General features: G+C 33.2%; 25 protein-coding genes. 7 read left to right on the plus strand and 18 right to left on the minus strand.

Translation table 11 applies throughout. The features are described 5' to 3' along the window. Positions 1-14 precede the first annotated feature (14 nt). The 12 genes from dnaB to FT986_RS02695 form a co-directional block, all read right to left on the minus strand. Positions 15-1,460, minus strand: a complete 1,446-nt coding sequence (gene dnaB, locus FT986_RS02640; RefSeq protein WP_147863704.1) for a replicative DNA helicase — start codon at positions 1,458-1,460, stop codon at positions 15-17. Then, positions 1,460-2,239, minus strand: a complete 780-nt coding sequence (locus tag FT986_RS02645) for a DUF4373 domain-containing protein (RefSeq protein WP_147863705.1) — start codon at positions 2,237-2,239, stop codon at positions 1,460-1,462. Before FT986_RS02645 ends, dnaB begins: the two co-directional genes overlap by 1 nt. A gap of 10 nt (positions 2,240-2,249) precedes the next feature. Next, a complete protein-coding gene (locus FT986_RS02650) occupies positions 2,250-2,549 on the minus strand; it encodes an HNH endonuclease (protein WP_147863706.1) in 300 nt (99 codons plus the stop codon). Further along, positions 2,542-3,108 (minus strand): hypothetical protein, encoded by a 567-nt coding sequence (locus FT986_RS02655; RefSeq protein WP_147863707.1) that lies wholly within the window; start codon positions 3,106-3,108, stop codon positions 2,542-2,544. Before FT986_RS02655 ends, FT986_RS02650 begins: the two co-directional genes overlap by 8 nt. A 28-nt stretch (positions 3,109-3,136) precedes the next feature. After that, entirely contained in the window at positions 3,137-3,367 is a 231-nt protein-coding gene (locus tag FT986_RS02660; protein WP_147863708.1) for a hypothetical protein, read from the minus strand. Then, a complete protein-coding gene (locus tag FT986_RS02665) occupies positions 3,367-4,101 on the minus strand; it encodes an MBL fold metallo-hydrolase (RefSeq protein WP_147863709.1) in 735 nt (244 codons plus the stop codon). Before FT986_RS02665 ends, FT986_RS02660 begins: the two co-directional genes overlap by 1 nt. Positions 4,102-4,103: 2 nt before the next feature. Further along, positions 4,104-4,961, minus strand: a complete 858-nt coding sequence (locus FT986_RS02670) for a recombinase RecT (protein ID WP_147863710.1) — start codon at positions 4,959-4,961, stop codon at positions 4,104-4,106. 188 nt (positions 4,962-5,149) lie between these two features. Continuing rightward, on the minus strand, positions 5,150-7,180 hold the full coding sequence (locus tag FT986_RS02675) for an AAA family ATPase (RefSeq protein ID WP_147863711.1): 2,031 nt from the start codon (positions 7,178-7,180) through the stop codon (positions 5,150-5,152). A 231-nt stretch (positions 7,181-7,411) separates the two neighbouring features. Continuing rightward, on the minus strand, positions 7,412-7,651 hold the full coding sequence (locus FT986_RS02680) for a hypothetical protein (RefSeq protein WP_147863712.1): 240 nt from the start codon (positions 7,649-7,651) through the stop codon (positions 7,412-7,414). Positions 7,652-7,701: 50 nt separating this feature from the next. Further along, a complete protein-coding gene (locus FT986_RS02685; RefSeq protein ID WP_147863713.1) occupies positions 7,702-7,905 on the minus strand; it encodes a hypothetical protein in 204 nt (67 codons plus the stop codon). A gap of 4 nt (positions 7,906-7,909) precedes the next feature. Further along, on the minus strand, positions 7,910-8,251 hold the full coding sequence (locus FT986_RS02690; RefSeq protein ID WP_147863714.1) for a response regulator transcription factor: 342 nt from the start codon (positions 8,249-8,251) through the stop codon (positions 7,910-7,912). Between the two features lie 3 nt (positions 8,252-8,254). Then, a complete protein-coding gene (locus tag FT986_RS02695) occupies positions 8,255-8,494 on the minus strand; it encodes a hypothetical protein (protein ID WP_147863715.1) in 240 nt (79 codons plus the stop codon). A gap of 180 nt (positions 8,495-8,674) precedes the next feature. Between FT986_RS02695 and FT986_RS02700 the strand changes: the two genes are divergently transcribed. From FT986_RS02700 to FT986_RS02710, 3 genes are read left to right on the plus strand one after another with little or no spacing between them, the layout of a single operon-like run. After that, a complete protein-coding gene (locus tag FT986_RS02700; protein ID WP_147863716.1) occupies positions 8,675-9,379 on the plus strand; it encodes a hypothetical protein in 705 nt (234 codons plus the stop codon). A gap of 10 nt (positions 9,380-9,389) precedes the next feature. Continuing rightward, positions 9,390-9,815, plus strand: coding sequence for a hypothetical protein (locus FT986_RS02705; RefSeq protein WP_147863717.1), 426 nt, complete (start codon positions 9,390-9,392; stop codon positions 9,813-9,815). A gap of 1 nt (position 9,816) precedes the next feature. Beyond that, positions 9,817-10,104 (plus strand): hypothetical protein, encoded by a 288-nt coding sequence (locus tag FT986_RS02710; RefSeq protein WP_147863718.1) that lies wholly within the window; start codon positions 9,817-9,819, stop codon positions 10,102-10,104. Between the two features lie 210 nt (positions 10,105-10,314). Here FT986_RS02710 and FT986_RS02715 read toward each other — a convergent pair whose 3' ends face one another. After that, complete coding sequence (locus FT986_RS02715) at positions 10,315-10,758, minus strand: nucleoside deaminase (protein ID WP_147863719.1); 444 nt, start codon at positions 10,756-10,758, stop codon at positions 10,315-10,317. Between the two features lie 38 nt (positions 10,759-10,796). On the opposite strand from FT986_RS02715, the gene FT986_RS02720 reads away from it, so the two are divergent. Further along, positions 10,797-12,572, plus strand: a complete 1,776-nt coding sequence (locus tag FT986_RS02720) for a 1-deoxy-D-xylulose-5-phosphate synthase (RefSeq protein WP_147863720.1) — start codon at positions 10,797-10,799, stop codon at positions 12,570-12,572. 73 nt (positions 12,573-12,645) lie between these two features. Here FT986_RS02720 and FT986_RS02725 read toward each other — a convergent pair whose 3' ends face one another. From FT986_RS02725 to FT986_RS02735, 3 genes are all read right to left on the minus strand, one after another. Then, the gene (locus FT986_RS02725) at positions 12,646-14,028 is read right to left on the minus strand and encodes an OmpA family protein (protein ID WP_147863721.1); all 1,383 of its coding nucleotides are present in this window, start codon (positions 14,026-14,028) and stop codon (positions 12,646-12,648) included. Between the two features lie 117 nt (positions 14,029-14,145). Further along, positions 14,146-15,342, minus strand: a complete 1,197-nt coding sequence (gene kbl, locus FT986_RS02730; protein WP_147863722.1) for a glycine C-acetyltransferase — start codon at positions 15,340-15,342, stop codon at positions 14,146-14,148. A 21-nt stretch (positions 15,343-15,363) separates the two neighbouring features. Continuing rightward, the gene (locus FT986_RS02735) at positions 15,364-18,525 is read right to left on the minus strand and encodes an exodeoxyribonuclease V subunit beta (RefSeq protein WP_147863723.1); all 3,162 of its coding nucleotides are present in this window, start codon (positions 18,523-18,525) and stop codon (positions 15,364-15,366) included. A 162-nt stretch (positions 18,526-18,687) separates the two neighbouring features. On the opposite strand from FT986_RS02735, the gene FT986_RS02740 reads away from it, so the two are divergent. Beyond that, on the plus strand, positions 18,688-19,296 hold the full coding sequence (locus tag FT986_RS02740; RefSeq protein WP_147863724.1) for a superoxide dismutase: 609 nt from the start codon (positions 18,688-18,690) through the stop codon (positions 19,294-19,296). 219 nt (positions 19,297-19,515) lie between these two features. On the opposite strand, the gene FT986_RS02745 is transcribed toward FT986_RS02740, so the two are convergent. Both FT986_RS02745 and FT986_RS02750 read right to left on the minus strand, forming a co-directional pair. Next, the gene (locus FT986_RS02745) at positions 19,516-21,414 is read right to left on the minus strand and encodes an amidophosphoribosyltransferase (RefSeq protein ID WP_147863725.1); all 1,899 of its coding nucleotides are present in this window, start codon (positions 21,412-21,414) and stop codon (positions 19,516-19,518) included. A gap of 74 nt (positions 21,415-21,488) precedes the next feature. Then, on the minus strand, positions 21,489-22,412 hold the full coding sequence (locus FT986_RS02750; RefSeq protein ID WP_147863726.1) for a PfkB family carbohydrate kinase: 924 nt from the start codon (positions 22,410-22,412) through the stop codon (positions 21,489-21,491). Positions 22,413-22,687: 275 nt separating this feature from the next. On the opposite strand from FT986_RS02750, the gene FT986_RS02755 reads away from it, so the two are divergent. Continuing rightward, positions 22,688-25,108, plus strand: a complete 2,421-nt coding sequence (locus tag FT986_RS02755) for a TonB-dependent receptor (protein ID WP_147863727.1) — start codon at positions 22,688-22,690, stop codon at positions 25,106-25,108. A 15-nt stretch (positions 25,109-25,123) separates the two neighbouring features. Then, positions 25,124-26,251: a PepSY domain-containing protein gene (locus tag FT986_RS02760; RefSeq protein ID WP_147863728.1), complete on the plus strand. Its 1,128-nt coding sequence runs from the start codon at positions 25,124-25,126 to the stop codon at positions 26,249-26,251. Positions 26,252-26,254: the final 3 nt, after the last annotated feature.

A 26,254-nucleotide genomic window follows, 5' to 3' on the forward strand; every position in this document is an offset into this window, starting at 1 on the left:
ATTATGTTGTATTTTTAGAATTGAAAATCATTATCGGCAGGTAGTTTGATATCCGAATCAAACGCATTCTTTAAATCGAAATTAGGTTCTGGCTTTACTTCCTGAACAACATCCAGCTCCGAATCATCAAAATCATCGATGTTAGTGAAATTTGTGTACCTCCCTTCAAACTTCATTCTATCTCGAACTAAACCTCCATTTCGATTTTTGGCAACTATGTATTCAGCTTGTCCAGCAGTAGGACCTCTTTCATCATCATCCCACTCATCGATACCGTAATACTCTGGTCTGTATATAAATTGTACCACGTCCGCATCTTGTTCAATAGCACCTGATTCTCTAAGATCTGAGAGCATTGGTCTTTTATTGCCTCCGCGTTGTTCCACTGCTCTAGATAGTTGAGAGAGTGCAATCACAGGAATACTAAGTTCCTTTGCCAATAATTTTAAACCTCGCGAAATAGACGAAATATCCTGCTCTCTGTTGTTCTTACTTCCCGTCATAAGTTGTAAATAGTCAACAATTATCATCTTTATACCTTTTTCTTTTTTCCATTTTTTTGCCTTTGTTGAAAGCACTTGAATTGTTAATGATGGGGTGTCATCGATGTAAAATGGAATCTGATTATATTGGGTTAATCTGTTCACAACAATTTTTTCTTCATCAGGACTTAATCCCGTTTTGGTAAACTTTTCATTATCGATTCTAAGATCCATTGACCACAGTCTACTCAAGAGCTGATTAGCTCCCATTTCGAGACTAAAAAAACCAACGGGAATATTTTGAAGAGCTGCCACCCATCCAGCTTTTAATGCAAATGCAGTTTTCCCCATACCAGGACGAGCCGCTAAAATGATAAGTTCATTATCTCTCCATCCTCCCATCTTTGAAGTTAAGTTTGAAATTGGAGTGTCGATTCCAGATTTGACTTCGCCTCGGTATAGTTTTCCAGCGTGATTTAAAATTTCCTCAGTCAAAGATCGAAGATCAATCTCTTTATTTTTTATGAGTAAATTAGTTACAGAATTGAGGTGAGAATAAGCTTTATCAACTAATTCAAAAATATCAGTTCCCTCTTCATAGGCTTCTTTTGTTATTGCATTTGAATTAGAAATCAATTGCCGCTGAATATATTTTTGCATTATAATTCTAGCGTGAAAATCGATATGAGCCGAAGAAGAAACTTGTTGAGTTAGCTGAATTAAACTGTAATCGCCACCAACTTTTTCAAGTTTCCCCGTAGATTTTAACTCATTTGAAACTGTGAGTAAATCAATTGCTTCATTTTTTAGGAAGAGATTTTCGATTGCTGTATAAATATCTTGATGTTTTGATTTATAAAACATCTTTGATTTCATCACTGAAGCAACTTCTTCAATAGCTTTCTGATCTATTAGCAAGGCTCCTAAGACTACTTCTTCAAGTTCTGGGGCTTGTGGTGGCAATTTTCCTTTTTCCATTATCCTGAGGGTATATTTTTGTAGAATCTATCTACATCGTTGCTACTTGTACTTTGGGTTTTGTATTTGTTTTGATTTTCTATCCAATTGCGAGCATATTTTCCAAGTCTGGCAAATAGAATCTTATCGGTGTATTCTAATTCTTCCTGATCAACGGTATCATTAAAATCATCTCTGAACTTAGTTTTGTTTTGAATGTTTTTTGCATACTTGATCAAGAAATCAGTTTCATACCTTGAAGGGTATTTATTTTTAAGAAAATCTAGCGCGCGCGTCTCTCTACTTTCCTTTACTTTACTATACTCTACTTTACTTTGTGGGTTTACGGGTGTATTGTTCTTACTTAAATTAGGTTTACGGTTACTTTTACTTAGTTTAAGTATCCCTAAACTATCTAAAAGAAGCAGTAAAGAATTTTTATCAATACAATTGTTTGATCTCTTTTTATAGGCATCTTTTATACTTTCTACAAACTTTTCATTGAACAAAATCCGATGTTTTTCCCATAGATTTTTATCAAATTCTTTGAGTCGAATTAAATCATTAATGATATTGATTAGCACCTCTTCTGATACTAAACAACGATCAGATAAAAACATTAATTGAACATCATCAGATAAGTCTAAATAATGAAAATCCGTATTCCCTAACTCCTCTAAAATTTTTAACCAAGTTGCATATCCATCATTCTTATATTTCTTCTCGAGGTAGCTCATTTTTTTCCCGTGCCTAACTGGATGAGGGAAATAATCAACTTTATTTGTTTGAGGTCTAGCCATTAGTTTAGTTTTAATTATAGTTTTTAGGGTTCATATTGTGTTTGTCATTGTTATGTATTTCTTGATGACAATCTTCACAAACAGTAACCACCACATCCAAGTTTTCAAGCTCTTTCCCCACTATAGATTGGCCGTTTTTTGTATAGGTAAGGTGATGTGTTTCTAATCTTATTTTGCTGCTGCATAGCACACATTTAAAACCATCACGAATTCTTACTTTCCTTTTTACAATTGGCCAGTTTTCATTTTGTTGAATAGACTTTCTGTAATTGGATGGGCGACCACGTTTATGTTTTAATCTTCTACCCATTTACAACCTCTTGCATAGATTCAAAACTTTGTGCATTTCTTTCAGAAGAACTGATTAAGTCATCTTGTTCGTAAAGAGGAATTTCTCTAACACCACATAGTTGAATTCTCTTATCGACAATAGTGAAATAGAACCTCTTTCCTTTATATACCAGTTCATAAGTAAATGCTTGATCTAAGTTAACTTCAGTGGTTCCTTCTCTTACTTCATCAGATAATGATTGTATTTTTTGTAGAGATGCGCTCACCTGTTCTTTAGCTTTAGAATATTCTTCCTTTGCTTTCTCAAACTCAGCTTTTGCTTTAGTTTCAAGCTCTTTAAGTTCTGGCAAAATCTCCTCAAGCTCCTCTTGATACTCGTGTCGTAACTCTCCGATTTCATAGTCATCCATAAATCGAGTTGCCGTAAATTTCGTAGATGATGCAACAAAGTGTTCATTCATAAATTTGTGAGCTTCCTCGGGAGTTTCAAATTTTTCTTCTCCTAAATACTTAGGAACCTCATTAGATTCTGTTGTGAAATCAAGTACTGCTGGTCTGTAATTTTCTACTTTTCTCATTGTATTGGATTTAAATTAGATGTTAAATTTATTTGTTTGATATTTCTGGATTGTGAACAAATTGTTTGTTCGTGAAATACATTCTTGAGTTGATTGTGGGATGGGTTTCTACACTTCCATCTTTCTCCATATCCTGAAGGATTGGCTCAAGTTCATTTAAATGAAAACCGCAATGGCCATCACTTTCTTTTTGCTTTTTGTTTACCAGGAACAAAAGCATCGCTTTGAGTTTTGATATTTCTTCCTGATTGAAATTCATTAAAAAGGTGTTTTATTAAATTCTATTTCTAAACCGTTATCAGCTACAGTCACATTCTTTCCAGTAGCTTTAAACACTTCATTTTTAAATTGCTTTTCATTGCTGTTACTGTCTGATAAATGAATTAAAACAACATTATTGACTGCTGTTAAATCGTTAGCTTTTAAAAAGTCAATGCATGTTTCCAAGCTCATGTGAGATTGAAGTATTCTATTTTTCAAAAACTCCATTGCTGCCAGTTTATCGCGAAGTATTTCACGCGAATAATTTGCTTCGATAATGATGTTATTAAGGTTTCTAAAGGTGTAACTGCAATACATCGTATCGGTTAAGAATAATACATTCCCACTCTCTTGGTGATTGATTAAGAATCCAACTGGTTCCGCAGCATCGTGCTTTACATCAAAACTTTTTACTTTAAAACCTCCTACTTTGAAATCATCATTTTGAAAAATTGAATTTGCTCGATGATGATTAGTCTCTATTTTTAAGGTTTCAAAAGTTTTCCTTCCAGTATAAACCTTTACTCCTGCAGCCATTAATTCTTTTATAGATTTGGCGTGATCCCCGTGTTCGTGAGTAACTATACAAGCATTGACTTTTTTAAAGTTAAAATTGATCGCTTGTTTAATAGCTCTTATGTTTACACCGCACTCAATTAAAAGAGCCTCCTCCTCATTCTCGAGGAGGTAAGCATTTCCCTTTGATCCTGTGCCTATTACTTTTAGTTGCATTCTTAAAAGTTTGGCATTGATTCTTGTTGAGTTGTTTCCTGTTTTGATTCAGCTTTATCCTCTACAACTTCTTCCGCATCAACTACATCTTCATCAAAACCAATTGATTTTTTATGAGCATTAGATTTGATTTCTTGATTCACGTAAGCTTCAGTTGGTGACATTGCTGGAGTATCATCATCCAGTATTGAACCATCATCAGAACTATTTACATACATTTTGATAGCTCTATTGGTAACGGTCCGCTTTGCCATTTCTCCCTCAAAGTTTCTATGAGCTGGAGAGTTTCCTTTTGGTGCTCCCTGCTGCCAAGATTGTTTTATTTCAGCGATGGTCATTATATCGGTATCCTGAACACCGTCGGGAAGAGTTACTACACAGTAAGCGCCAATAATATCGTTCCCTAAATTTTCAAAAGGCTGATCGTGATTTGTAACCACTTTTCTACCATCAGCTTCAATTTGATAATTAAACTTATCCCCCTTTAAAATTAAGTTCGCTTTTACATCTTGTAATCCAGCACGCTTGGCAATAAGAACTTGACCGAAATAAGAAGTCATACAAACCAAGTCTTTTCCGTAGGGTACAAAATAACACTGGTTCTTTGCTGGATTTAATCCTAATTGTACCATCTTAAAAAGAGACATTGCAATGGTGTTCTTGCTGCATTCTTGCAATACTGGTTTTTTGTCTCGAGTTTGAACGTCTTGAAGCATTAACCAAGCTGATTGTAATGCATTCTGTGGTGAATAATTTGGTGGTAATTTAAAACCACCTTCTTGCAATTCTGCGATTCGATTGGTTACATTATCAACCATTGATTCTTTTGTAACTTGTAATTCTTTTGATTGTGTACTCATAATTTTGATTTATAGATGATTAATTGATAATTTTCTCTTTGACTGATGATACTACCAGTCCTATTGTTTGACCTTCTTTTTTAAATTGCATCATCATTCTTCGGTCTTTTGCTTCTGATGCAAGTGAGGATATTTGCCTTCTGATAACTTTCTCACCTTCACTTAGTTCGATGTATATATATTTCTGATTAGGCATAGGCTTCTTGTGTAATATTTGTTTTTACTCTCAATTTTTTATCAGCTTCAGAAACTATTAGGTTTATTATTTGAGATTGACTAGGTATAAGATTAACAACGCTTTCACGGTTATCAACAAAGATTGGGGCGCTTACTTGGTAGTGTTTAGAAAGTGTATTTATGATATCTATACCCGCGTTGATTTTACTTGCTGTATTCGCATCACTAAAAGGAACTCCATTAATTAAGGCTTGACACGTTTCAACTTGAGCTCCGTTAACTTGAGTTTCAAATAATTTGAAGTTTACTAATTCAAAGCGCTCATTAATCATACTTTCCAAAGTGTCAATTTTAGCTTTGATGAAGTTTTCAATTACAAACTGCTCACGCTCGTAATCGGCAATAGTTTGAGAAAGCTCACTCTCTTCTTTCTCCAACACGTTAATTCTGGCATTTGATTTTACGATTTGATCCTCAATTGATAATTGGTTTTTAAGTTCATCAATTTCTTTTTGAACGTTATCTTTTTGAAATTTTAAAGTTGAAATATCAACTGGCTTAACCTCTTCAAGCTTTTGCTTTAAAATCGCTAAATCTTTAACCTTATCATCAATTTCATTATTGGTGTTCAGTAAATCAGTATAGATGCTTTCTTCAGTGATATTTGGCTGGTTCGATTTAAGCTCATCCGATTTATTAAGGAGGTTCTCCCTTTTCAGTTCTAAATCAATAATATGGTTACTACCATTATCAATTCTAACTTCAAGATCTGAAATTTCCTTTTCAAGATTTTCTTTAGTTAATTTTACTCCCCCACCTTGAATATTTATTGAGTTTAGTGTTTGTTGCTTATTGGCATCAAAACGCTCTTTTGCTTCAGCTTTTTTCTCATCAATAGTTTCAGGATCAAATTCACGGTTACAAGTAGGACATTTGCAGTCTCCTTCATCCATTGTAAACTCCTTAGCGTTGACTTCGTTCCATTTTCGTATAAGTTCTTCTCTTTTATTTTGAGCAGCTTGAAGTTCATTATTCTTAGAATTCAACTTACTTTTAAGCGTTTCTAATCCATTAGATGATGATTGAACTTCAGAAGTAATTTCATTGATCTTTGATTGAACTGAAGTGATTTCCGAATTAGAATTTGCAAACTTTTCTTTAGCCTCTTGTCTAAGTTGATGTTTAATATCATTGATCTCACTATCTACTTTGTGAATCTCTCTTTGAATTGCCCCACGTTGATTTAAATATTCTTGCTGTGCTTCTAGCTTATTCGAGATTTGATTTTCTAAAGATTTTTTGTGAATACCCTTATCTGTTAATTCTTGTTTCAATTCAACAAAATCAACTGCCTCAGGTTTGTTTCTTTCTACTTCATCAATCCTTGAAGGAATAAACTTTAACTCCTTTTTAGACTTTGCTATGCTGGCTTTAATTTGCTTTTGGTATTCTTCAATAGATTTATTGGTAAGGTTTGAAAGTAACTTTAAAAAATCTTCATTACCATCTGCAATTGCTTCATCGGTAACTCCTCCAGATATATCAATTAATACTTGTCTTTGGTCTTGCCACTTTAAAGAGTTAAATGCTGAAGGAGAAGTGATAAGTTTAAAAACCTTCTCATCTACTATAGTGCTAATCTTAGCATTGAAATCACGTTGGGTCATAGGAACCCCGTTCCACTCATAGTTTGTTTCATTTCCAGCGAATTCAGATTCTAAGTTCCCTTTTTTCTTTACCCATTTTTCACGAAATGTTCTTTTGATATTTACTGTTTCAAAATCAACTTCAATTTCTGCTTCAACTTCGTGATCTATTTTTGGTATTACATTGTTATTCTTGTCTAAAGTTTTGATTTCAAATGTGGTCCTGTCTGTTGAGTCTTTGCCAAATAATAACCAAGTAAAGGCATCAAATACAGTAGTTTTTCCTGTACCATTATCTCCAAAAATTTTAGTTTCTTTTCCGAATTCTTTTATTTCAAGGTTTTTAATTCCTTTGAAATTTGTAAGCTTTAATGACTTAATTGTGATTGATTTCATGATTTATAGATTTGAGTAATTAATTTAATAGTGAGAGCATTCCAATTGTATAAAGCAGAAGAGCAATGATGAATGCTATCATTATCTTATCAGCTTTGTTTAATTTATTCATCATCATTATGAGCTAGTTTCATTTCTCGGAAGAAATCGTCCATAAAAGTTTTTTCATCGTGGTTCATATCCTGTAATCTTTTACCATTTACAAGCCACCTACTTTGTTTGAATTCAATTTCAATTTTCATAATACCACAATTGAGGAGTTAGATTTCTTCCAGTAGAAAATGCAATCATTGCAAACGTGAAGTTTCTCAAGACCTCATTCTTTTTATTTTCTGATTGATTTAGAAGATTATGGTAGATGTTTGCAATTTCTTCATCTGATTTAGCTTCATTATAAGCTTTAAGCTCTTTTGTCATTTCTAGATTGAAAAGTGGATTCCCAATCGTAATTTTTTTAAGTACATTTGTCATGATTTATAGATTTGATATTTGGTGATTCGAGTATCATTTCAAAAGCCATCTTACCGGGTGGCTTTTTTCATTCTGTTTTTATGTCTTTTACCTAAAATTTTAGCTTTTTCTTGTGGAGATATTTTTCCCTTTCGGGAGGAGCTTTCAGATGCACCACTATCTTCCAGCTCCTTTCTCAGCCCTGTCACTGATTTTAATATTAGGCTTGCGTGAGCCTCTAATACTTGTAATTTGTTAAGAATATCTCCTTCCATCTGATTAATCTTTTCTAGTTCTTGATGATGTTCTTATCGTTCTAGTAACTCTTACTGAAGTGCTTCTTCTTTCAGTTTTTAAATTACCAGCTATTGAATAGCCTTGAATAGCCATAAATAAAATGAGAACCATAAGTTTGAATTTGTCTGAATTTTCAATAGTGTAAATCCTTGTGATATCTACTACACCTCGAGCATTCCATTTTGAACAAATATTTTTGATATGTGTTTTTATAGTTTCAACACTTCTAAATCTTTTTGCAGCTATTTCTTTAATTGAATAGCCTAGAGCGATACTTTCTGCAATTGGTTTTTCGGTAGGGGATAATTGGTTAGTGTATTTCATGATTTAGGCTTTTGCAGTTATTTGCTCATTAAGCTTTTCATTTTGAAGTTTCAATTCGTTTTGGAAGATTTCTAAAACCTTTTTTTGATATGCTTCTGGAATTCTACCTCCCCAAATCCAAGTTTGTTTCACATAGATTTCATCATTTACACCAAATGAAGATTCTTCTAGTATTGATTTTAGAGCTGATTTTTTTGTCTCTGAAATCATGTGTTTCCATACTGTTTTGATTTTTTGTATCATTTTACTTGATTTTTATCTATCCCCTTTTTTCGGTATTTAGCTTGATAGTTTTGTTTAACTCGCTATTTCTTAGTTATATTTGTTTGTTTGTTGAAGCAAATATATATAACAGTTATATGTTTACCAAAACAATAATACATAAAAGTAATATATTACTGTTATTTATAACTATTTTAAATAATGAGATCAGCAGAAGAAATACATAAAATATTCTTAGACAATAACATAACCGGTTATAGATTGGAAAAGGATTTAGGCATTTCTCAGGTAGGTGCAGATAAATTTTTAAATGGAGATACTAAAAAACCATTTAAAAAAACACTTGAATTGTATAACAGTTATATAGATAATGATTTTAAGGCTCCTGGATATTCAAAATCTGAAGGAAAAATTATTGATGTAAATGAATTACCAGTTAAGGATGTTTATGTGATACCTATCAAAGGTAAAGGTGGACTTGAACAGGCTTATTATGATGATCTGGCATTAAATAAATTAAATATCGAAAAGCTAAGTATAAAAAAGCCCTCATCAAATGGTTCGAAATGGTTTAAAATTGAAGTTGAGGGTGTTAGTATGGATGATAGTACAAATGATTATGATGGATCAAAATACAGCTTAGCAGAAGGAGATTGGGCTTATTGTCGTTCAATTCCTAGAATACATTGGAGAGATAAACTTCATATCAATTCAGTAAAAGTTTTTTGTTTTTTTCATAATACTAGAGGTATCATTTTTAAAAAAGTAAAATCACATAATACTGAAACTGGTGAACTTCTATTATGTTCTCTTAATAAAAATAAAAAAGAATATCCAGACTTTACAATTAATGTTGCTGAGTGCTCATATATCTGTAATGTGATTAAAGTCTTATCTGAATTTTAAATTATCAATTATGAGAAAATATACAGTTGTTTTATTGATGCTCCTATCCATGCCCCTTTTTGCACAATTAGAGGTCATAGAAGATACAAAAGAAGTAATTGGTGAAGTAGCACCGATGGGAAGTATGATGGGTGAACTTGTTAAGGATGGAGATATCTATACATTGATGTATAAAGATGCTTCGTATACCAAAATTATGGAGATCAAATCATTTTCTTTTAAATCCGCAGATGACTTTTACAATTTTATGATGGATGGCATGAAAGAGAAAAGAAAGGATGAACAGGATATTACATTAGATGGTATTAATTTTAAAATTGATTTTACCAGAATGATGGGTGTTGGAAGTGTAAGGTTTTATCATCATGATAGAGGTGTAGTTGGAGTTAGTCCTTATTTTACTAAAAAGCAATTAAAAAAACTTTTTGGGAAATAGTATGAAAACTATTGATGAAAGAATATTGACTTTGATTGAGGTGTTAAAAACACTTAAACTTATCCGTTTTGATACTGAGTTTTGTGAATCAATTGAAATCAAAAAACAAAACTTGAATCGCATTAAAAAAGGTGAAGTTTATTTTACCACAAAGCATATTGATAAAATCATCAAAGCTTATAAAGTCAATGCAAACTGGATTTTTGGAACAAGTGATAAGATTTTTCTTACTCACCAATTCAATCCAATGCTAGAAAATATAGATGTTGATGCTTTGAGTAAGCATTAATAAAATAGTTAACAACGTTAATAAAATGATGGTTCTCTTATTTAAGATGAAATTATCAATTATTTGAAATATAAACATTTACGATTTTATAATGACAGTAAGTGTGACTGTTAATCAGAGGGTCCTTGGTTCGAGCCCAAGAAGAGGAGCAAAAAGAAAAGCCTTACAGAAATGTAAGGCTTTTTTATTTTTATTATTAAAATGAAGTACTTATCTCCTCTTGCTTTTAAAAAAGCTTTGTAGTAATCTAGAAGATTCTTCAGCTAATAATCCAAACGAAATTTGTGTTTTAGGGTGAATTTTTCCGCCTTGAGCGCGATAACCACGCTCAGTATCTTCTGCGGCAACTACTACTTTAGATATTTGACTCCAATATAAAGCGCCTGCGCACATTTGGCAAGGCTCTAAAGTCACATACATCGTACAGTCTTTTAAGTATTTTCCGCCAAGGTAGTTTGCAGCAGCAGTAATGGTTTGCATCTCAGCGTGTGCTGTTACATCCTGAAGCATTTCTGTTAAGTTATGTCCTTTGGCAATTATAGTATTCTGGCTAACGATAATACATCCTACAGGTATTTCTCCTCTGTTAAAAGCAGTTTCGGCTTCTTGTAAAGCTTTTTTCATAAAATAGGTATCATCAAAAGGAGTAAGCATAAGTAATTATTTCGTGACAAGTTTTACCTTTGCAAGATATGGAAAGTGCCTTTTTAAAACAGATCAATTCTCCCAAAGATTTAAGAGAGCTTAGTAAAGAGCAGTTGGATATTTTAGCCAGAGAGCTGAGAGAATTTATTATAGATATAGTTTCGACCAAAGAAGGGCATCTTGGCGCAAGTTTGGGTGTAACAGAACTCACAATTGCCTTACATTATTACTTTAATACTCCATATGATCAACTAATTTGGGATGTGGGCCACCAAGCCTACGGACATAAAATTCTAACAGGAAGAAGAGATAATTTTGAAACCAATAGGAGATTAAACGGCCTTAGCGGGTTTCCAAAGCGATCGGAAAGTGAATATGATACATTTGGAGTTGGGCATAGTTCTACATCTATCTCTGCGGCTTTAGGAATGGCGTTGGCTTCTCAATTAAAGGGCGAGCACAAAAAAAAACATATTGCAGTTATAGGGGATGCTTCTATTGCTAGTGGAATGGCATTTGAAGGTCTTAACCACGCAGGAGTTACAAGTGCCAACCTTTGGGTGATTTTAAATGATAATGCTATAGGAATAGATCCTAGTGTTGGAGCTTTAAAAGAATATTTATTGAAAGCAACTGTAGACAAACGTCCGTTGCAAGCAAATATGATTGAAGCTTTAAATTTTCATTATTCTGGTCCTATTGATGGGCATAATTTTGAAGAATTGCTTGGCGCTTTCGCGGAAATGGAAAAAGTAGAAGGGCCTAAATTTTTACATGTTATTACTAAGAAAGGAAAAGGTTTACAAAAGGCAGAAGAAGACCAAGTAAAATATCACGCTCCTGGGAAATTTGATAAAAGAACGGGAGAGTTGATCGACACTTTAGATAAAAACCTTCCGCCAAAATACCAAGATGTATTCGGTCTTACATTGTTAGAATTAGCCGAAAAAAATGAAAAGATCATAGGTATTACTCCTGCCATGCCTACAGGAAGTTCATTAAAATATATGATGCAAAAATTTCCTAAAAGAGCATTAGACGTAGGGATCGCAGAACAACATGCGGTTACACTTTCGGCGGGAATGGCAACACAAGGAATGATCGTTTATTGTGCTATTTATTCTACTTTTTTACAAAGAGCATATGATCAAGTGATTCACGATGTAGCATTACAAAATTTACCAGTCATTTTCTGTATAGATAGGGCAGGACTAGTAGGGGAAGACGGAGCGACGCATCACGGAGTATTTGATATTGCTTATCTGCGTTGTATTCCTAATATAACTATTGTCAGTCCGTCTAATGCCTCAGATTTGAGAAATCTTCTTTATACTGTTTCCTTAGGTATTGAAAATCCTATTGCGATACGTTACCCAAGAGGGAGAAGTCAAGATAAAGATTGGAGAAAAGAATTTAGAAAATTGGAGTTAGGGAAATCTAAAACTCTCCTTAACGGAAATAAAATTGCAGTAATTGCTGTTGGTTCTTGTGTTGCAGATGCTAAAAAAGCCATACAGAAAACTCAAGACCCTTCAAACTTTACGCTAATAGATCTAAGATTTATAAAGCCGCTAGATCTAGATTTGATAAAAAAAACATTAAGACAACATCAGCACATCTTAACAGTTGAGGACGGAAGTACAAAAGGAGGAATAGGGGAAGAGATTTCCCGAATAGCACTGGAAGAAAACTTTGCAGGTAAAGTTGAAAATTTGGGTATTCCAGATGAATTTATTCATCAAGGTACTACAGAAGAATTGAAAGATTTAGCTGGTATTTCTAGTCAGTCCATCAAAACTAAATTGATTAATTTAACCCGTTAAGAACATATCGTCTATAGATATAAAAAAATCCGCTTCATTTGAAGCGGATTTTTTTATTTAAAAGAGTTTAGGACTACTCTTGATCTCTATTCTTTTCTAAAGAAACTTCTACACGTCTGTTCTGCTGTCTACCAGCTGCAGTCTTGTTAGTTGCTATAGGTCTAGCCTCACCGTAACCTTCAGAAGTAATTCTATCAGATGAAATATTAGCTTGTTCAGTTAAGTAAGTTCTCACAGAACCTGCTCTTTCGTCAGAAAGTTTTAAGTTGAAAGCATCACTACCTTGACTATCTGTATGGCCTTCAATATGGAATACTGTACTTGGGTATTCTTCCATAATTTCAGCAATAGATTTTAAAGCCTCATAAGATTCTTTTCTGATACTAGCTTTTCCTAAATCAAATAAGATAGTTTTAGAGTACTCATTTAATTCATTAATTACTTCTACAGTAACTTCAGGACAACCATTGTTAGCCTTAGTACCCGCAACATCTGGACATTGATCATCTTTGTCTAATACACCATCATTATCACGATCTTGATAAGGACAACCGTCATTAGCAGCAGGACCAGCTTCATTTGGACAATTATCGTCACTATCTTTGATTCCGTCACCATCAGCATCAGGACAACCATTTAAAGATTTTAATCCAGCAACTGTAGGACATTCATCTTGAGGATCTGCAATTCCATCACCATCAGTATCAGGACATCCGTTGAATTCTGCCATACCTGGAGTATTAGGACAATCATCTTCGCTATCTTGAATTCCGTCACCATCAGAGTCTGGACATCCATCAAACTCAGGTAAACCTGGAGTTTCTGGACACTTATCATTCTTATCAAAGACTCCATCACCATCAGTATCTTTACCTCCAAAAGCTAATTTGAAACCAGCTGAATGTTGAAAGTGATCTAAACCTGTTTCATCATCAAATGCTTTTTTATAAGTAGATTGAATGTTAAAAGCAATATTATCAGTTAACCAGAAATCAAAACCTAAAGTTCCGTTAGCAGAACCTTGCCCATCTTCATCTATCCAAGTGTAACCTCCACCTATTCCTAAGTAAGGATCAAACCAACCTTCTTCGTTAATAAGGTTTTTGAAGCTATATCTAATCGCACCATCAGCAGCATAATAAGATACATCGTCAAAATTAGCGTCTCCAAATTTATCGATCTTGTTTACAGAACCAGCTAATTGAACAGAAAAACCTGATCCAACATATCTACCAACTGTCAATCTTGAAACTGAAGGTAAAATATTGTAATGGTCTCCTACATTAAAATATTCGCTAAACATTCCTCCTTGAGGTGCATCCTCCCCCACAGGATAAAAATCTACGGCGTTGATACCAATACCAACTGCCCAAGGATTGTTCTCGTCTTGTGCTTGCACATTTGAAAGCCCGAAGAGGAACAATGAAACTAATAAAATTCTGCTAAGATGTTTCATATTATAATTATAATTTTAAGTGTTAATTAAGAACAAAAGTAAACGCTTGTTAAGTATTAAAAAAAAAAATAATAATAAAATTTTCTTAACACTTTTCATATAGCATCACAGTTTCGCTTATATCACGTTTAATTTTTTACCTACTTTTTTAAATGCTTCAACAGCTTTAATTAAATTTTCTCTACTGTGAGCTGCCGAAAGTTGAACTCTTATTCTTGCTTTATCTTTTGGTACAACAGGATAAAAGAATCCGATCACATAAATACCCTCTTCTAAAAGCATATCGGCCATTTGTTGAGAAAGCTTAGCGTTATACAACATTACAGGAACAATTGCAGAATCTCCATCGATAATATCGAAGCCGGCTTCTTTCATTTCTTTCTTGAAAAACTTGGTATTCTCTTCTAATTTATCTCTCAGCTCGGTGTTATTAGTAAGCATTTCAAATACTTTATTTGATGCACCTACGATAGCTGGAGCTAGTGAATTTGAAAATAAATACGGTCTTGATCTTTGTCTGAGTATTTCAATAATTTCTTTTTTACCAGTAGTGTAACCTCCCATGGCACCCCCTAGAGCTTTTCCCAAGGTTCCTGTGATAATATCGATACGGCCCATTACATTTTTTTCTTCTAATGTACCTCTTCCCGTTTTACCTATAAAACCAGTAGCATGACATTCATCGATCATTACTAATGCATCATACTTATCGGCTAAGTCACAAATTTTATCTAATGGAGCAACTAAACCGTCCATAGAGAAAACCCCATCGGTCACTATGATTTTAAAACGAGCTCCTTTTTCATTCGCAGCGATTAACTGTTGTTCCAAATCTTCCATATTGCTATTTTCATAACGATATCGAGCCGCTTTACAAAGTCTAACTCCGTCAATAATAGAAGCGTGATTTAAAGAATCTGATATGATAGCATCTTCTTTGGTTAAGATAGGCTCAAAGACACCTCCGTTAGCATCAAAAGCAGCAGCATATAATATAGTATCTTCAGTTTGATAGAAATCTGCTATGTTTTGTTCTAATTTTTTATGAATATCTTGAGTACCACATATAAAACGAACACTACTCATACCGAATCCGTGAGAGTCTAAAGTGTCTTTTGCGGCTTGCACTACCTCTGGGTGAGAAGAGAGTCCTAAATAGTTATTAGCACAAAAATTAATCACTTCTTCACCTGTGTCAATTTTGATCACAGCATCTTGAGGGGTGGTAATTATTCTTTCTTTTTTGTAGAGACCATTTTCTTTAATCTCATTCAGTTCATTTTGCAGATATTGCTTAATTTCTTTACTATACATGGTTTGCTCTTTTTATTATTTTCAAATGTAAACAATCTTTAGTTTTGCGTTGTCTTCTAGGTAAATTAATATTTTCTTAATCATTTTAAAACCTAGGCTTTCTACGGCCATAGTATAAGTGTTGATTTGGTTTTTGTGAGTTGGAGAAATATCTCCTGTTTTATAATCTATAATTACAGCTTCTTTATGTTTTATGCATAGCCGATCTAAACGTTTAAACTCTGCTTGATATAGAATTTCTTTTTCCGTGAAAACGGTATATTCTTTTGAGAAATATGCTGTAAGTTCTGGGTGATTAATCAAGGCCTCAAGTGATTTTCTATAAGAGTCCTCACTTTCTTTTTCTATTAAAGAAGTTTGCACTGCATTTTTGAGAGCTTTTTCTACATCATTCTTATAGGTAATTTCATTTAAAATTTCGTGCAATGTATTTCCAAAATCTATGGAAGCTTCTTGCTTCGTTCCCCATAAAGAACCCGATTTGGTCACCACATCTATATCGTGATGAGTAGGAGCAGAAGAGATCATTTCTTGAAAAATAGGAGGGATGTCGCTTTCTTTTCGCTGCTGCGGATTTATTAATGTTCCAAAGGAATAGCTCAAAGAATCATTCCATTTATTTTGAAGCTTCAGGTAATCTATTAATATTCCTGAAGTTTTATTAGGATGTGTGTTTTGGTTTCTATCTACATCCAATTCAGATAAAATGAAAAGTTGATTTTTTGCTCTCGTAAAAGCGACATAAAGCACATTAAGAACATCAAATTGAGTTTCCTTGAGTAGCTGGCTGTATTTTGCGGCCGCATCCCCTTGAAAATCTAGGAGTTTTTTTGAAGCTCTAAGATATCCCAAAGGTATTGGCAAATCTTCATCTTCTAGTTCTACCCACAAAAAGTCCTTACTAGTATCATCAATAGCTTCATTAGCATAAGGATGTATGACAATTGGAAATTCTAAACCTTTAGATTTGTGAACCGTCATAATTTGCACAGCATCTTGCCCTTCGGGAGCAACAATACTTAAGCGATCTTTCTTTAGTTCCCATTCCTCTAAAAAATGTAAAACCCCTCCGCTATTTTTTTGGGTAAACTCGTAAACAAAATCTAAATAAAACTGGAGGTATGCATTAGATTTTTCTTGAAGCTGAAAACAACGTATTAAATATTCTAAACCATCATAAAAGGGAATTTTTTGAAAGTGAGCTAAATTAAAAACCAGCTGATTCTTCTCTAAAGCATCAAAAAACTCTTGACCTATAAGATCTAATTTAGGGTGGATAAATTCAAAAATATCGGTTTTATCATCTTGTTGTTCCCATAAGTAATATAAGATTCCAAATTTGGCTTGATCATCTTGAGGATAAACACTCAATTGCAATAAGTGGTTAATAAACTGTACTTCCTTAGATTGATTAATCAGTAAAGTTTCAGAGGAGATAATAGGAATTTCATTTTCATTTAGAAATTCTGCAATAGCATAACCCTGAGATTTTTTTCTAACCAAAATACATATATCTTCTTTTTGATATCCTTTGTTTTCTAGATCTAAAATGAGTTCTAATACCCTTTGCGGATAGAGTTCATTTTTCTCTTCAACATTCTCAGCTTCAATAAAATCTATTTGTACATAACCGCCTTCTTTTTTTTCGATATGTTGAGCAGCATTTAAAAAAAGATCTTTGTAGGTGTCGGTTTCAAGATAGGAAGAAGCGTGACTAAAAAAACTATTATTAAAATCTACTACTTCTGCTTTACTCCGCCAATTGGAAGGTAAATTTTCTACCTTTTTTTCTACTGAAAAGGGATTGTTAGAAATGCTTTCTTCGTTTTCGGCGCTTAACGTAATAAACTGTTCGGCTTTTCCGCCTCGCCAACGATAAATAGATTGTTTAGCATCTCCTACCAAATGTAGACTTCCTAATTTTCCTGAATCAGAATAGGCACTTAAGCTGTTTGAAATTAACGGAATTAAATTATTCCATTGCAATTCAGAAGTATCTTGAAATTCATCTATAAAATAGTCTTGGTAACGTTCTCCTAATCGTTCATAAATAAAAGGAACTGGTTGATTTTTTACGCTTTCGCTGATTTTTTTATTAAAATCTGAAATAAGTAAAATGTCTCGTTCTATTTTAAGCAGTTCTACCTCTTTAGCAATAGCATTTAATAAGGATAGAGAATTTAAGTTTTTTATTACTTGATTACAAAGCTCTTGCTGAAATGCCGCTTTTTCAACTAACCTATAATGAGATGCAATCTCTGGCAGGATTGCATCCATAATTGCTTTTTTATCTGCAGTTTGTTTCTTTGCATAAGGAGCTTGAGTCTCTATATTTTGTTGCCATTTGCTACCTCTGGGATACCAATCGCCGCCGTCTATAACTTTTTGGAAATATTTAGGAATGTAACCTGAACTAAAATCTTTAAAATCTAACCCGTTGGAGTTGATTAAATCAAAAAAAGCAACAGATTCCGCTTTAGCGATTTCACCTAATAATTTAATTTTTTCCTTAAGAGCCTTTTCGAAGGCTTTAAAATCATTAAGATCATATTTTTTTAAAACCTCTAACGGTTGTATGTAATTTTCATTGATAAGTAACTTAGCAATATCGTTTAAGTCTTTTGCGATATCCCAGCTTTTATCATCATCTGCTTTACTTAATGAAAAATCTATTAAAATTTGTGTGAGTTCTTTATCTTTTCCTGCTTTCTCTATCAACCTGTCTACTGCTTCACTTAAAACTAAACCGGTATCCATTTCTACTTCAAAATTGACAGCAATACCTAAGTCTTTTGCAAAAGTGCGAAGAACTCTATGGGTAAAACCATCGATGGTTGAAATTTCAAAAGCTGCATAATTATGCAAAATGCTTTCGAGTATAAGCTTACTTTTTTGATGAATTTCAATAGATGATAATCCAGTTTCTTGTTGAATAGATGATTTTAAGGCTGCAAAATTAGAAGGTGTTTCTTCTTCCGCGAAAGCGCGCAAAGTTTCAATGATTCTACTCTTCATTTCAGCTACAGCTTTATTTGTAAAAGTGATAGCTAAAATATTCTTATAAAAATCCTTTTGAGTAGAGGTGAATAAGAGACTTAAGTACTTTTTGACAATGGTAAATGTCTTCCCCGATCCAGCTGAGGCATTAAAAATATAAAACGGTGTGGGTTGATTAGTTTGCAAGGCAAAATTTTTCACTAAAATAAGAAATGTAAGTTTATAGTTACACTTTGTAAGATAGTTTTAGTATTTAAGTATTTTATAACATATTTTTATTTTAAAAGTGTATCTTAATAGCTAATTTTGATTGAAATTTTTACAATTAATATATAAAACTATAGAATTATGGCTTTTGAACAACCAAAACTTAAATATGCATACGATGCATTAGAACCTAATATTGATGCTAAGACTATGGAGATTCACTATAGTAAGCACCATGCAGGATATACCAAAAAATTAAATGACGCTATAAGCGGAACAGATCTTGACGGAAAAAATATAGAAAATATCCTTACTAATTTAGATATGGAGGATAAAGCTGTTAGAAATAACGGGGGTGGTTTTTATAACCACAATTTATTTTGGGAAGTAATGTCTCCAAATGGAGGAGATAGACCTACAGGTGATTTAGCAAAGGCTATTGATGAAGCTTTTGGTTCTTTTGATGCTTTTAAAGAAGAGTTCTCTAAAGCTGCTGCAACTCAGTTTGGTTCTGGTTGGGCTTGGCTTTGTGCACACGAAGGTGGAAGATTAGAAGTTTGTTCTACAGCAAATCAAGACAACCCACTTATGCCAGGAAAAGGTTGTGATGCTCAACCAATCTTAGGATTAGATGTTTGGGAACACGCCTACTATTTAAATTATCAAAATAGAAGACCAGATTATATTGATGCATTTTTTAATGTAATTAACTGGGAAGAAGTTTCTTCTAAATACGCTAAAGCGAAATAAGTAGAAGGTTTAGATATATAAGATAGCGAAGTTTATTAATTTAGACTTCGCTTTTTTCATGAAAAAAAGGTGATTTTTAAATCACCTTTTTGCCCCAAATTTTACCATAAACTTAACCTACTTAGTTATGGAGTTATAAATATATAGCATTCTATTGTATTTATCAAAATAAATTACGAATAATTATGGTAAAATTTATTTTTAATTGTAAATCGTTAATTAATATGCTCTTTCGCTATTACCTTCATAAAAGTTTATAAAAGCTCTATTCACAACTCTATTTCCTCCTGGAGTAGGATAATCTCCTGTAAAGTACCAATCTCCTAAATTTTTAGGACAAGCTTGGTGAAGCTTCTCAACGGTTTGATAAATTACTTTTACACCTGCTTTAATAGAGTTATCACTAAGCAACTCTGCAATTTTATCAGAAACCTGTTCGTTTGTAAAAGGTTCATAAATCTCTTTTACAAAATTTTGTACTTCACTATCTTTTAAATGAATTTGAGCTTTACATTTATGATATACCTCTTCTACAATACCGTACTTGTCATTTTCTTTTAAAAGCTCTAATGCTGCTTTAAAAGCTACAAAATCCTCTAATCTTGCCATATCAATACCATAACAATCTGGAAAACGTATTTGAGGAGCAGATGATACTACAACAATCTTTTTAGGACCTAAGCGATCTAGCATCTTTAAAATACTTTTCTTAAGCGTGGTACCTCTAACAATAGAATCATCTATAATAACGAGGTTGTCATCCTTTTTTACTACACCGTAAGTAACATCATATACGTGTGCTACAAGATCATCTCTACTGCTATCTTCAGTAATAAAAGTCCTAAGCTTAGCATCTTTAATAGCAATTTTTTCGGTACGAAGACGATGAGAAAGAATTTCAGAAAGACGTTTATCAGTTAAATTTTCTTTTTCCTCTAAAATAGCCTCATTCTTTTGGCGATTTAATTCATCTTGAGCAGCTTCTACCATTCCGTAGAAAGAAGTTTCAGCAGTATTAGGAATAAAAGAGAAGACAGAATTTATAGTATCATAATCAATAGCCTTCAAAATGTCGGGCATAATAAATTTACCTAAATTTTTTCTCTCTTCGTAAATTTCGGCATCACTACCTCTAGAAAAGTAGATGCGTTCAAAAGAACAAGCTTTTCTTTCTAATGGTTCTATAATTTTATCGATAGAAGTTTTTCCGTTCTTCTTTGTGATAAGAGCGTGACCAGGATCTAATTCTTTTACTTCATCAAATGGTACATCAAAAACGGTTTGTATAACAGGTCTTTCTGAGGCAACGACAACTACTTCATCATCTATATAGTAATAAGCTGGGCGTATTCCTGCAGGATCTCTAAGTACAAAAGAATCTCCATGTCCCATAAGTCCCGCCATAGCGTAACCACCATCCCAATCTTTTGAAGACTTTCTGAGTATCTTAGCTACATTTAACTGATCAGCAATATGCGGAGAAGCATCTTTTTTCGAGTAACCCTCTTTTTTTAATTTTTTGTAAAGCTTCCTAACTTCAGAATCTAAGAAGTGACCTATTTTCTCCATTACGGTAACAGTATCGGCTTTTTCTTTAGGATGCTGACCTAGCTCTACTAAATTATCAAATAACTTAAAAACATTGGTCATGTTAAAGTTACCTGCAACGATGAGGTTACGATGCATCCAGTTATTTTGACGTAAAAACGGATGAACACTTTCTATACTATTTTTTCCGAAGGTACCATAACGCACGTGGCCTAAGAAAACTTCTCCTATATAAGGAATGTTCTTTTTTTGAGCAGCCACATCATCAGCATATTCAGGATGTCTAACCAACTCGTCATTGATTCGATCGTTAATTTGAGCAAAAATATCTTGAATAGGTTGAGCCTGATTAGAACGTACTCTACTGATGTAGCGTTCTCCTGGATCTGTATCTAATTTTATACTTGCTAATCCAGCTCCATCTTGTCCTCTATTATGTTGCTTTTCTAGCATGAGGTACATTTTATTTAACCCATAAAAAGCTGTACCATATTTTTCTTTGTAATATTCTAAAGGTTTTAGAAGTCTTACTTGTGCAATTCCGCATTCGTGTTTTATCGCGTCACTCATATTTGTTGTTCCCCTTCAGGTTTGTGTTGTTGTGTATATGTATGAAAAAACCCTGCGCAGGGCAGGGCATTTTTTTAATTTAAATCTATTTTAAACTGAGTAAGAGACTTAAATACTTTTAGCCTTTTATCAATTTCATCACTTTTTAGATCAATCATTCTTTCAGTGCCAAATTTTTCCACGCAAAATGACGCCAAATTAGATCCGTAAATAATGGCATTTTTCATATTGTCAAAAGTAGTATCGTTTGTTTGGGTTAAATAACCCGCAAAACCACCTGCAAAAGTATCTCCAGCTCCCGTAGGATCAAAAACTTCTTCTAAGGGTAATGCTGGAGCAAAGAACATTTCATTTTCAAAAAACAATAAAGCTCCATGTTCACCTTTTTTAATTACTACATATTTTGGACCCATGGTAGAGATTTTACGAGCAGCCTTTACTAAAGAATATTCTCCAGAAAGCTGTCTTGCTTCTTCATCATTAATGGTAATTACATCTACTTTAGCAATTACTTTATGAAGATCTTCTAATGTGTTATCCATCCAAAAATTCATCGTATCTAAAATAATGAGCTTAGGGTTTTCTACTTGCTCAATCACACTCAATTGGACGAGTGGATGTAAATTTCCTAACATCACCACTTCTGCATCTTTATAATTTTTAGGAACTACAGGATTAAAATCTGCTAAGACATTTAGCTGCGTATCTAAAGTATCTCTCGTGTTCATATCGTTGTGATACTTACCACTCCAAAAAAAAGTTTTTCCTTCTTTTACAATTTCTAAACCTTCGGTATTGATATTTTTTTGCTGAAATAAATCTAAATATTCCTGAGGAAAATCACCTCCTACTACTGAAACAATAGCGCTATCTACACCAAATTTTTCAGCGGCTAATCCTATATAGGTTCCTGCTCCTCCTAAAATTTTATCTGTTTTACCGAAAGGCGTTTCTATAGCATCAAAAGCAACAGTTCCTACAATTAAAAGTTTACTCATGGGTTTTGTAATTTTGCTGCAAATATACGTTGATTTAAATAATATGTAGAAAGTTACACTGTAAATTATGATACTTACAAATTATGATGTTTTCTATTAAAAAAATCGACATATCATTTTATAGAATAAAAAATTTTTTACTTCCATTTTAATAGAATTTCTTCTATTGAAAATTTTCAATAAGCTTATTTAGATTTATTAAGAATAACTTGCAGGAGAGAATAAACCCTATTATTTTTGCAGCCAAAATTATTTAAATTTAGTCTAAGTATAATATGAAAAATTTTTGTTTTCTTTTAGTTGTGTTGTTTTCGGTAGGTGTAATGGCCCAATCTTCTACGGTTTCAGGTAAAATTACCAATAATCATCAACAAGCTTTAGCAGGGGTTAATGTAGTGATTAACTCTCAAAATATTGGCGCTCAAACTCAACAAGATGGTACATTTTTATTGGATCGGGTTCCTGCGGGTACTTATAAGTTAACCATAACTTATCTAGGTTATAAAACTAAAGAGTTAAATGTAGAAGTGCTTAACGGAAGCAATCAAGATTTGGGGAGCATAGTTTTATATGAAGGAAATGAAATTTTAAATGAAGTTGTGATTAAAAGCGAAAGAAGAAATAAGTTTTCTAGAAAACAAACCGCTTATGTTGCTAAACTACCTTTAAAAGATTTAGAAAATACACAGGTTTATAGTACGGTAACGAATGAGTTATTAGAATCGCAAGTAGTTACTAATTTTGATGATGCTTTAAAAAATGCCACTGGGGTAGAGCAGCTGTGGACATCTACAGGTAGAGGAGGAGACGGTGCAGGTTACTTTTCTTTAAGAGGTTTTTCAGTTCAGCCGCAATTGGTTAATGGTTTACCAGGTTTGACTAATGGAACAATAAACCCAGCGAATATTGAGCGAATAGAGGTTTTAAAAGGACCTTCGGCTACTTTGTTTGGTAACGCAGTGAGCTCTTATGGGGGTTTAATTAATGTGGTGACAAAAAAACCATATGTTGGTACCGGAGGACAAATTTCTTATACTGCCGGCTCTTATGGCTTTAATCAAGTCGTGGCCGATGTGAATTCCGCTTTAAGCGAAAAGGATAACATTTATTTTAGAGTTAATACAGCTTATACTTCACAGCAAAGCTTTCAGGATGCAGGTTTTAGTAAATCTTTTTTTGTAGCTCCTTCTTTGTCATATAAAGTGAATAATAAATTATCGTTCTCATTTTATGCTGAAATTACTCAAGCCGAACAAACTAATCCTATGTTTCTTTTCTTAAATAGAAGCGCCCCTACAGAATCTCAGGATTTAAATGAGCTTAACTACAACAATAAATTTTCATTTACAAGTAATGACTTAACGCTAGAAAATCCTAATCAAAATTACCGTTTTGAAGCTGATTATAAGTTAAGCGATTCGTGGAAATCTCAGACCTTATTATCTAGAAGTAATACTTCTACTAAAGGATACTATACTTATTTATTTGATTACGGAATTTTAGGAAATGATACTTTTTCTAGATTTTTGAATAAACAAAACTCTAACACGCAGACTACAGATATTCAGCAAAATTTTATTGGAGATTTTAAATTAGGTTCTCTAAGAAATCGAATGGTGATTGGTTTAGATTACTTTACTGCAACAGAAACCAATAATAGTTCGGGATATGCTTTTTACGGAAATGTAACTCCAGAAGGATTATCAAATGGAGATGATCCATTTACTACAGACGTAGAAGATGTTGCTTATCCTTTATCCACTTCTGGTGTAGATAGTGTTTTAGAAAACCAACCTATAAGCAACGCCACATCTAAATATGAAACTTATAGTTTGTATGTTTCAGATGTTGTGAATATCACAAAACAATTATCTGCGATGGTAGGAGTTCGTTTAGATCATTTTAATAATGATGGAGATATTTTAGTAGAAGAAGATGATTATGATCAAACCACCTTATCACCAAAATTCGGTTTGGTTTATCAGCCTATAGAAGAGCAGCTTTCTGTCTTTGCAAATTATCAAAACGGGTTTACGAATGTTGCTCCGCAATTAGTAGGTGATCCAGATCAAGGAGCTCAAACTTTAAAAACATTTGATCCAGAACAAGCAAACCAAATGGAGTTTGGTGTTAAAACAAACCTATTTACCAACCGATTAAATGCCACCATTAGTTATTATGATATTAAGGTTAAAGATAGAGTTATAACGGATCCTAACTCTCTTTTTAATAAAATTCAAGGTGGTGAGGTTGAAAGTAAGGGAGTTGAGGTAGAGTTAAATGCTAATCCTATAAAAGGACTAAATATTAGAGCGGGCTATAGTTATAATGATAGTGAAACCATAAAATCTGACAATTTAGAAATCTTAAATAAAAGACCGTTAGAAGCGGGACCAGAAAGTCTTTACCATGCGTGGGCAAATTATGAGCTTACAAAGGGTAAGTTGAAAGGTTTAGGTTTTGGTGCAGGTATTAATGGTGCAAGTGAAAGATTTGCTATTAACTATGTTTCTACTGGAGAGTTTATTTTACCCTCATATACTATTGCTAATGCCAGTATTTATTATCAAGCTAAAAAGTACAGTCTTAGCTTAAAATTAAATAATGCTTTTAATAAAGAGTATTATAAGGGTTGGACCACTATTAGTCCACAAACTCCAAGAACTCTATTAGCTAAAGTAGCTTACAAATTTTAAATTCCACCATCCGTTATGGCTTCTACAAAAAAGATTTTTTTTCAATTGCACAAATACCTTGGGTTAGTCACTGGGATTATAGTTTTTGTGGTTGCCATAACAGGTTGCTGTTGGGCGTTTAAAGAAGAAATAGAAAGCTTGTTAGATGATTCTGTGCAGATAAGTCTTCAAGATCAACCTATACTTACTCCTACTCAAGCTAAAACATTTGCTAAAGAGGTATTTCCCAATCAAAGTATACACGGAGTTTTATTTGAACATGGAGCTCAGCCTGTAGAGGTGATTTTTTATGATGCTGAACCTGAATTTTACCAAAGTGTTTTTTTGAATCCCTATTCTGGTGAAGTAATAGAAGTGAAAGATCATATGAGTGGTTTCTTTGCGTTTATTTTAAAAGGACATATTCGTATGTGGCTTCCTAAAGAAATTGGGGAACAATTAGTGTCGGCTTCGGTATTAATATTCCTATTGATTATCATTTCGGGAATTGTAGTGTGGTTTCCAAAAAAGCGTAAAAACTTAGATCAGCGACTAAAATTTAAGTGGAAAAAAACCACCAAGTGGAAACGTAAAAACTATGATTTACATGCCATCACAGGATTTTATATATGTTCGCTAGCTTTTGTGTTAGCCTTTACGGGTTCTGTTATTTCCTATAATTGGTTAAAATATGTGGTCTATAAATCTATAGGAGGAGAAAAAGAAGCTCGTTTTATCATTCCTGATAATAATAGCGCTCCTCCAAAACTAGTAGCACAAGAAAAACCTATTGATCGGTTAATTGTAAAATTAATGAAAGAGTCTCCCAATGCGGTTTCTTATGAATTACATTACCCTCATGACGAAAATGAAAGTATATATGTAGAGTTAGCAAATAGCGAAGGCCTTTATTATAATAATGACTATCGTTTTTTTGATCAGCATACCTTAGAAGAAATTGAAACTCCAGGAATTTACGGGAAATATAAAGACGCTAAACTTTCTGATAAAGTACTGCGAATGAATTATGATATTCACATAGGCGCTATTGGAGGTATAGCAGGAAAAATCTTAGCCTTTATTATAAGTCTGTTGACTGCAAGTTTACCCGTTACCGGATTTTTAATGTGGTACGGAAGAAATTATAAGAAGAAGAAAAAATAAGTA

The sequence above is a fragment of the Mesonia sp. K4-1 genome, assembly GCF_008017825.1.
Lineage (GTDB): Bacteria > Bacteroidota > Bacteroidia > Flavobacteriales > Flavobacteriaceae > Mesonia.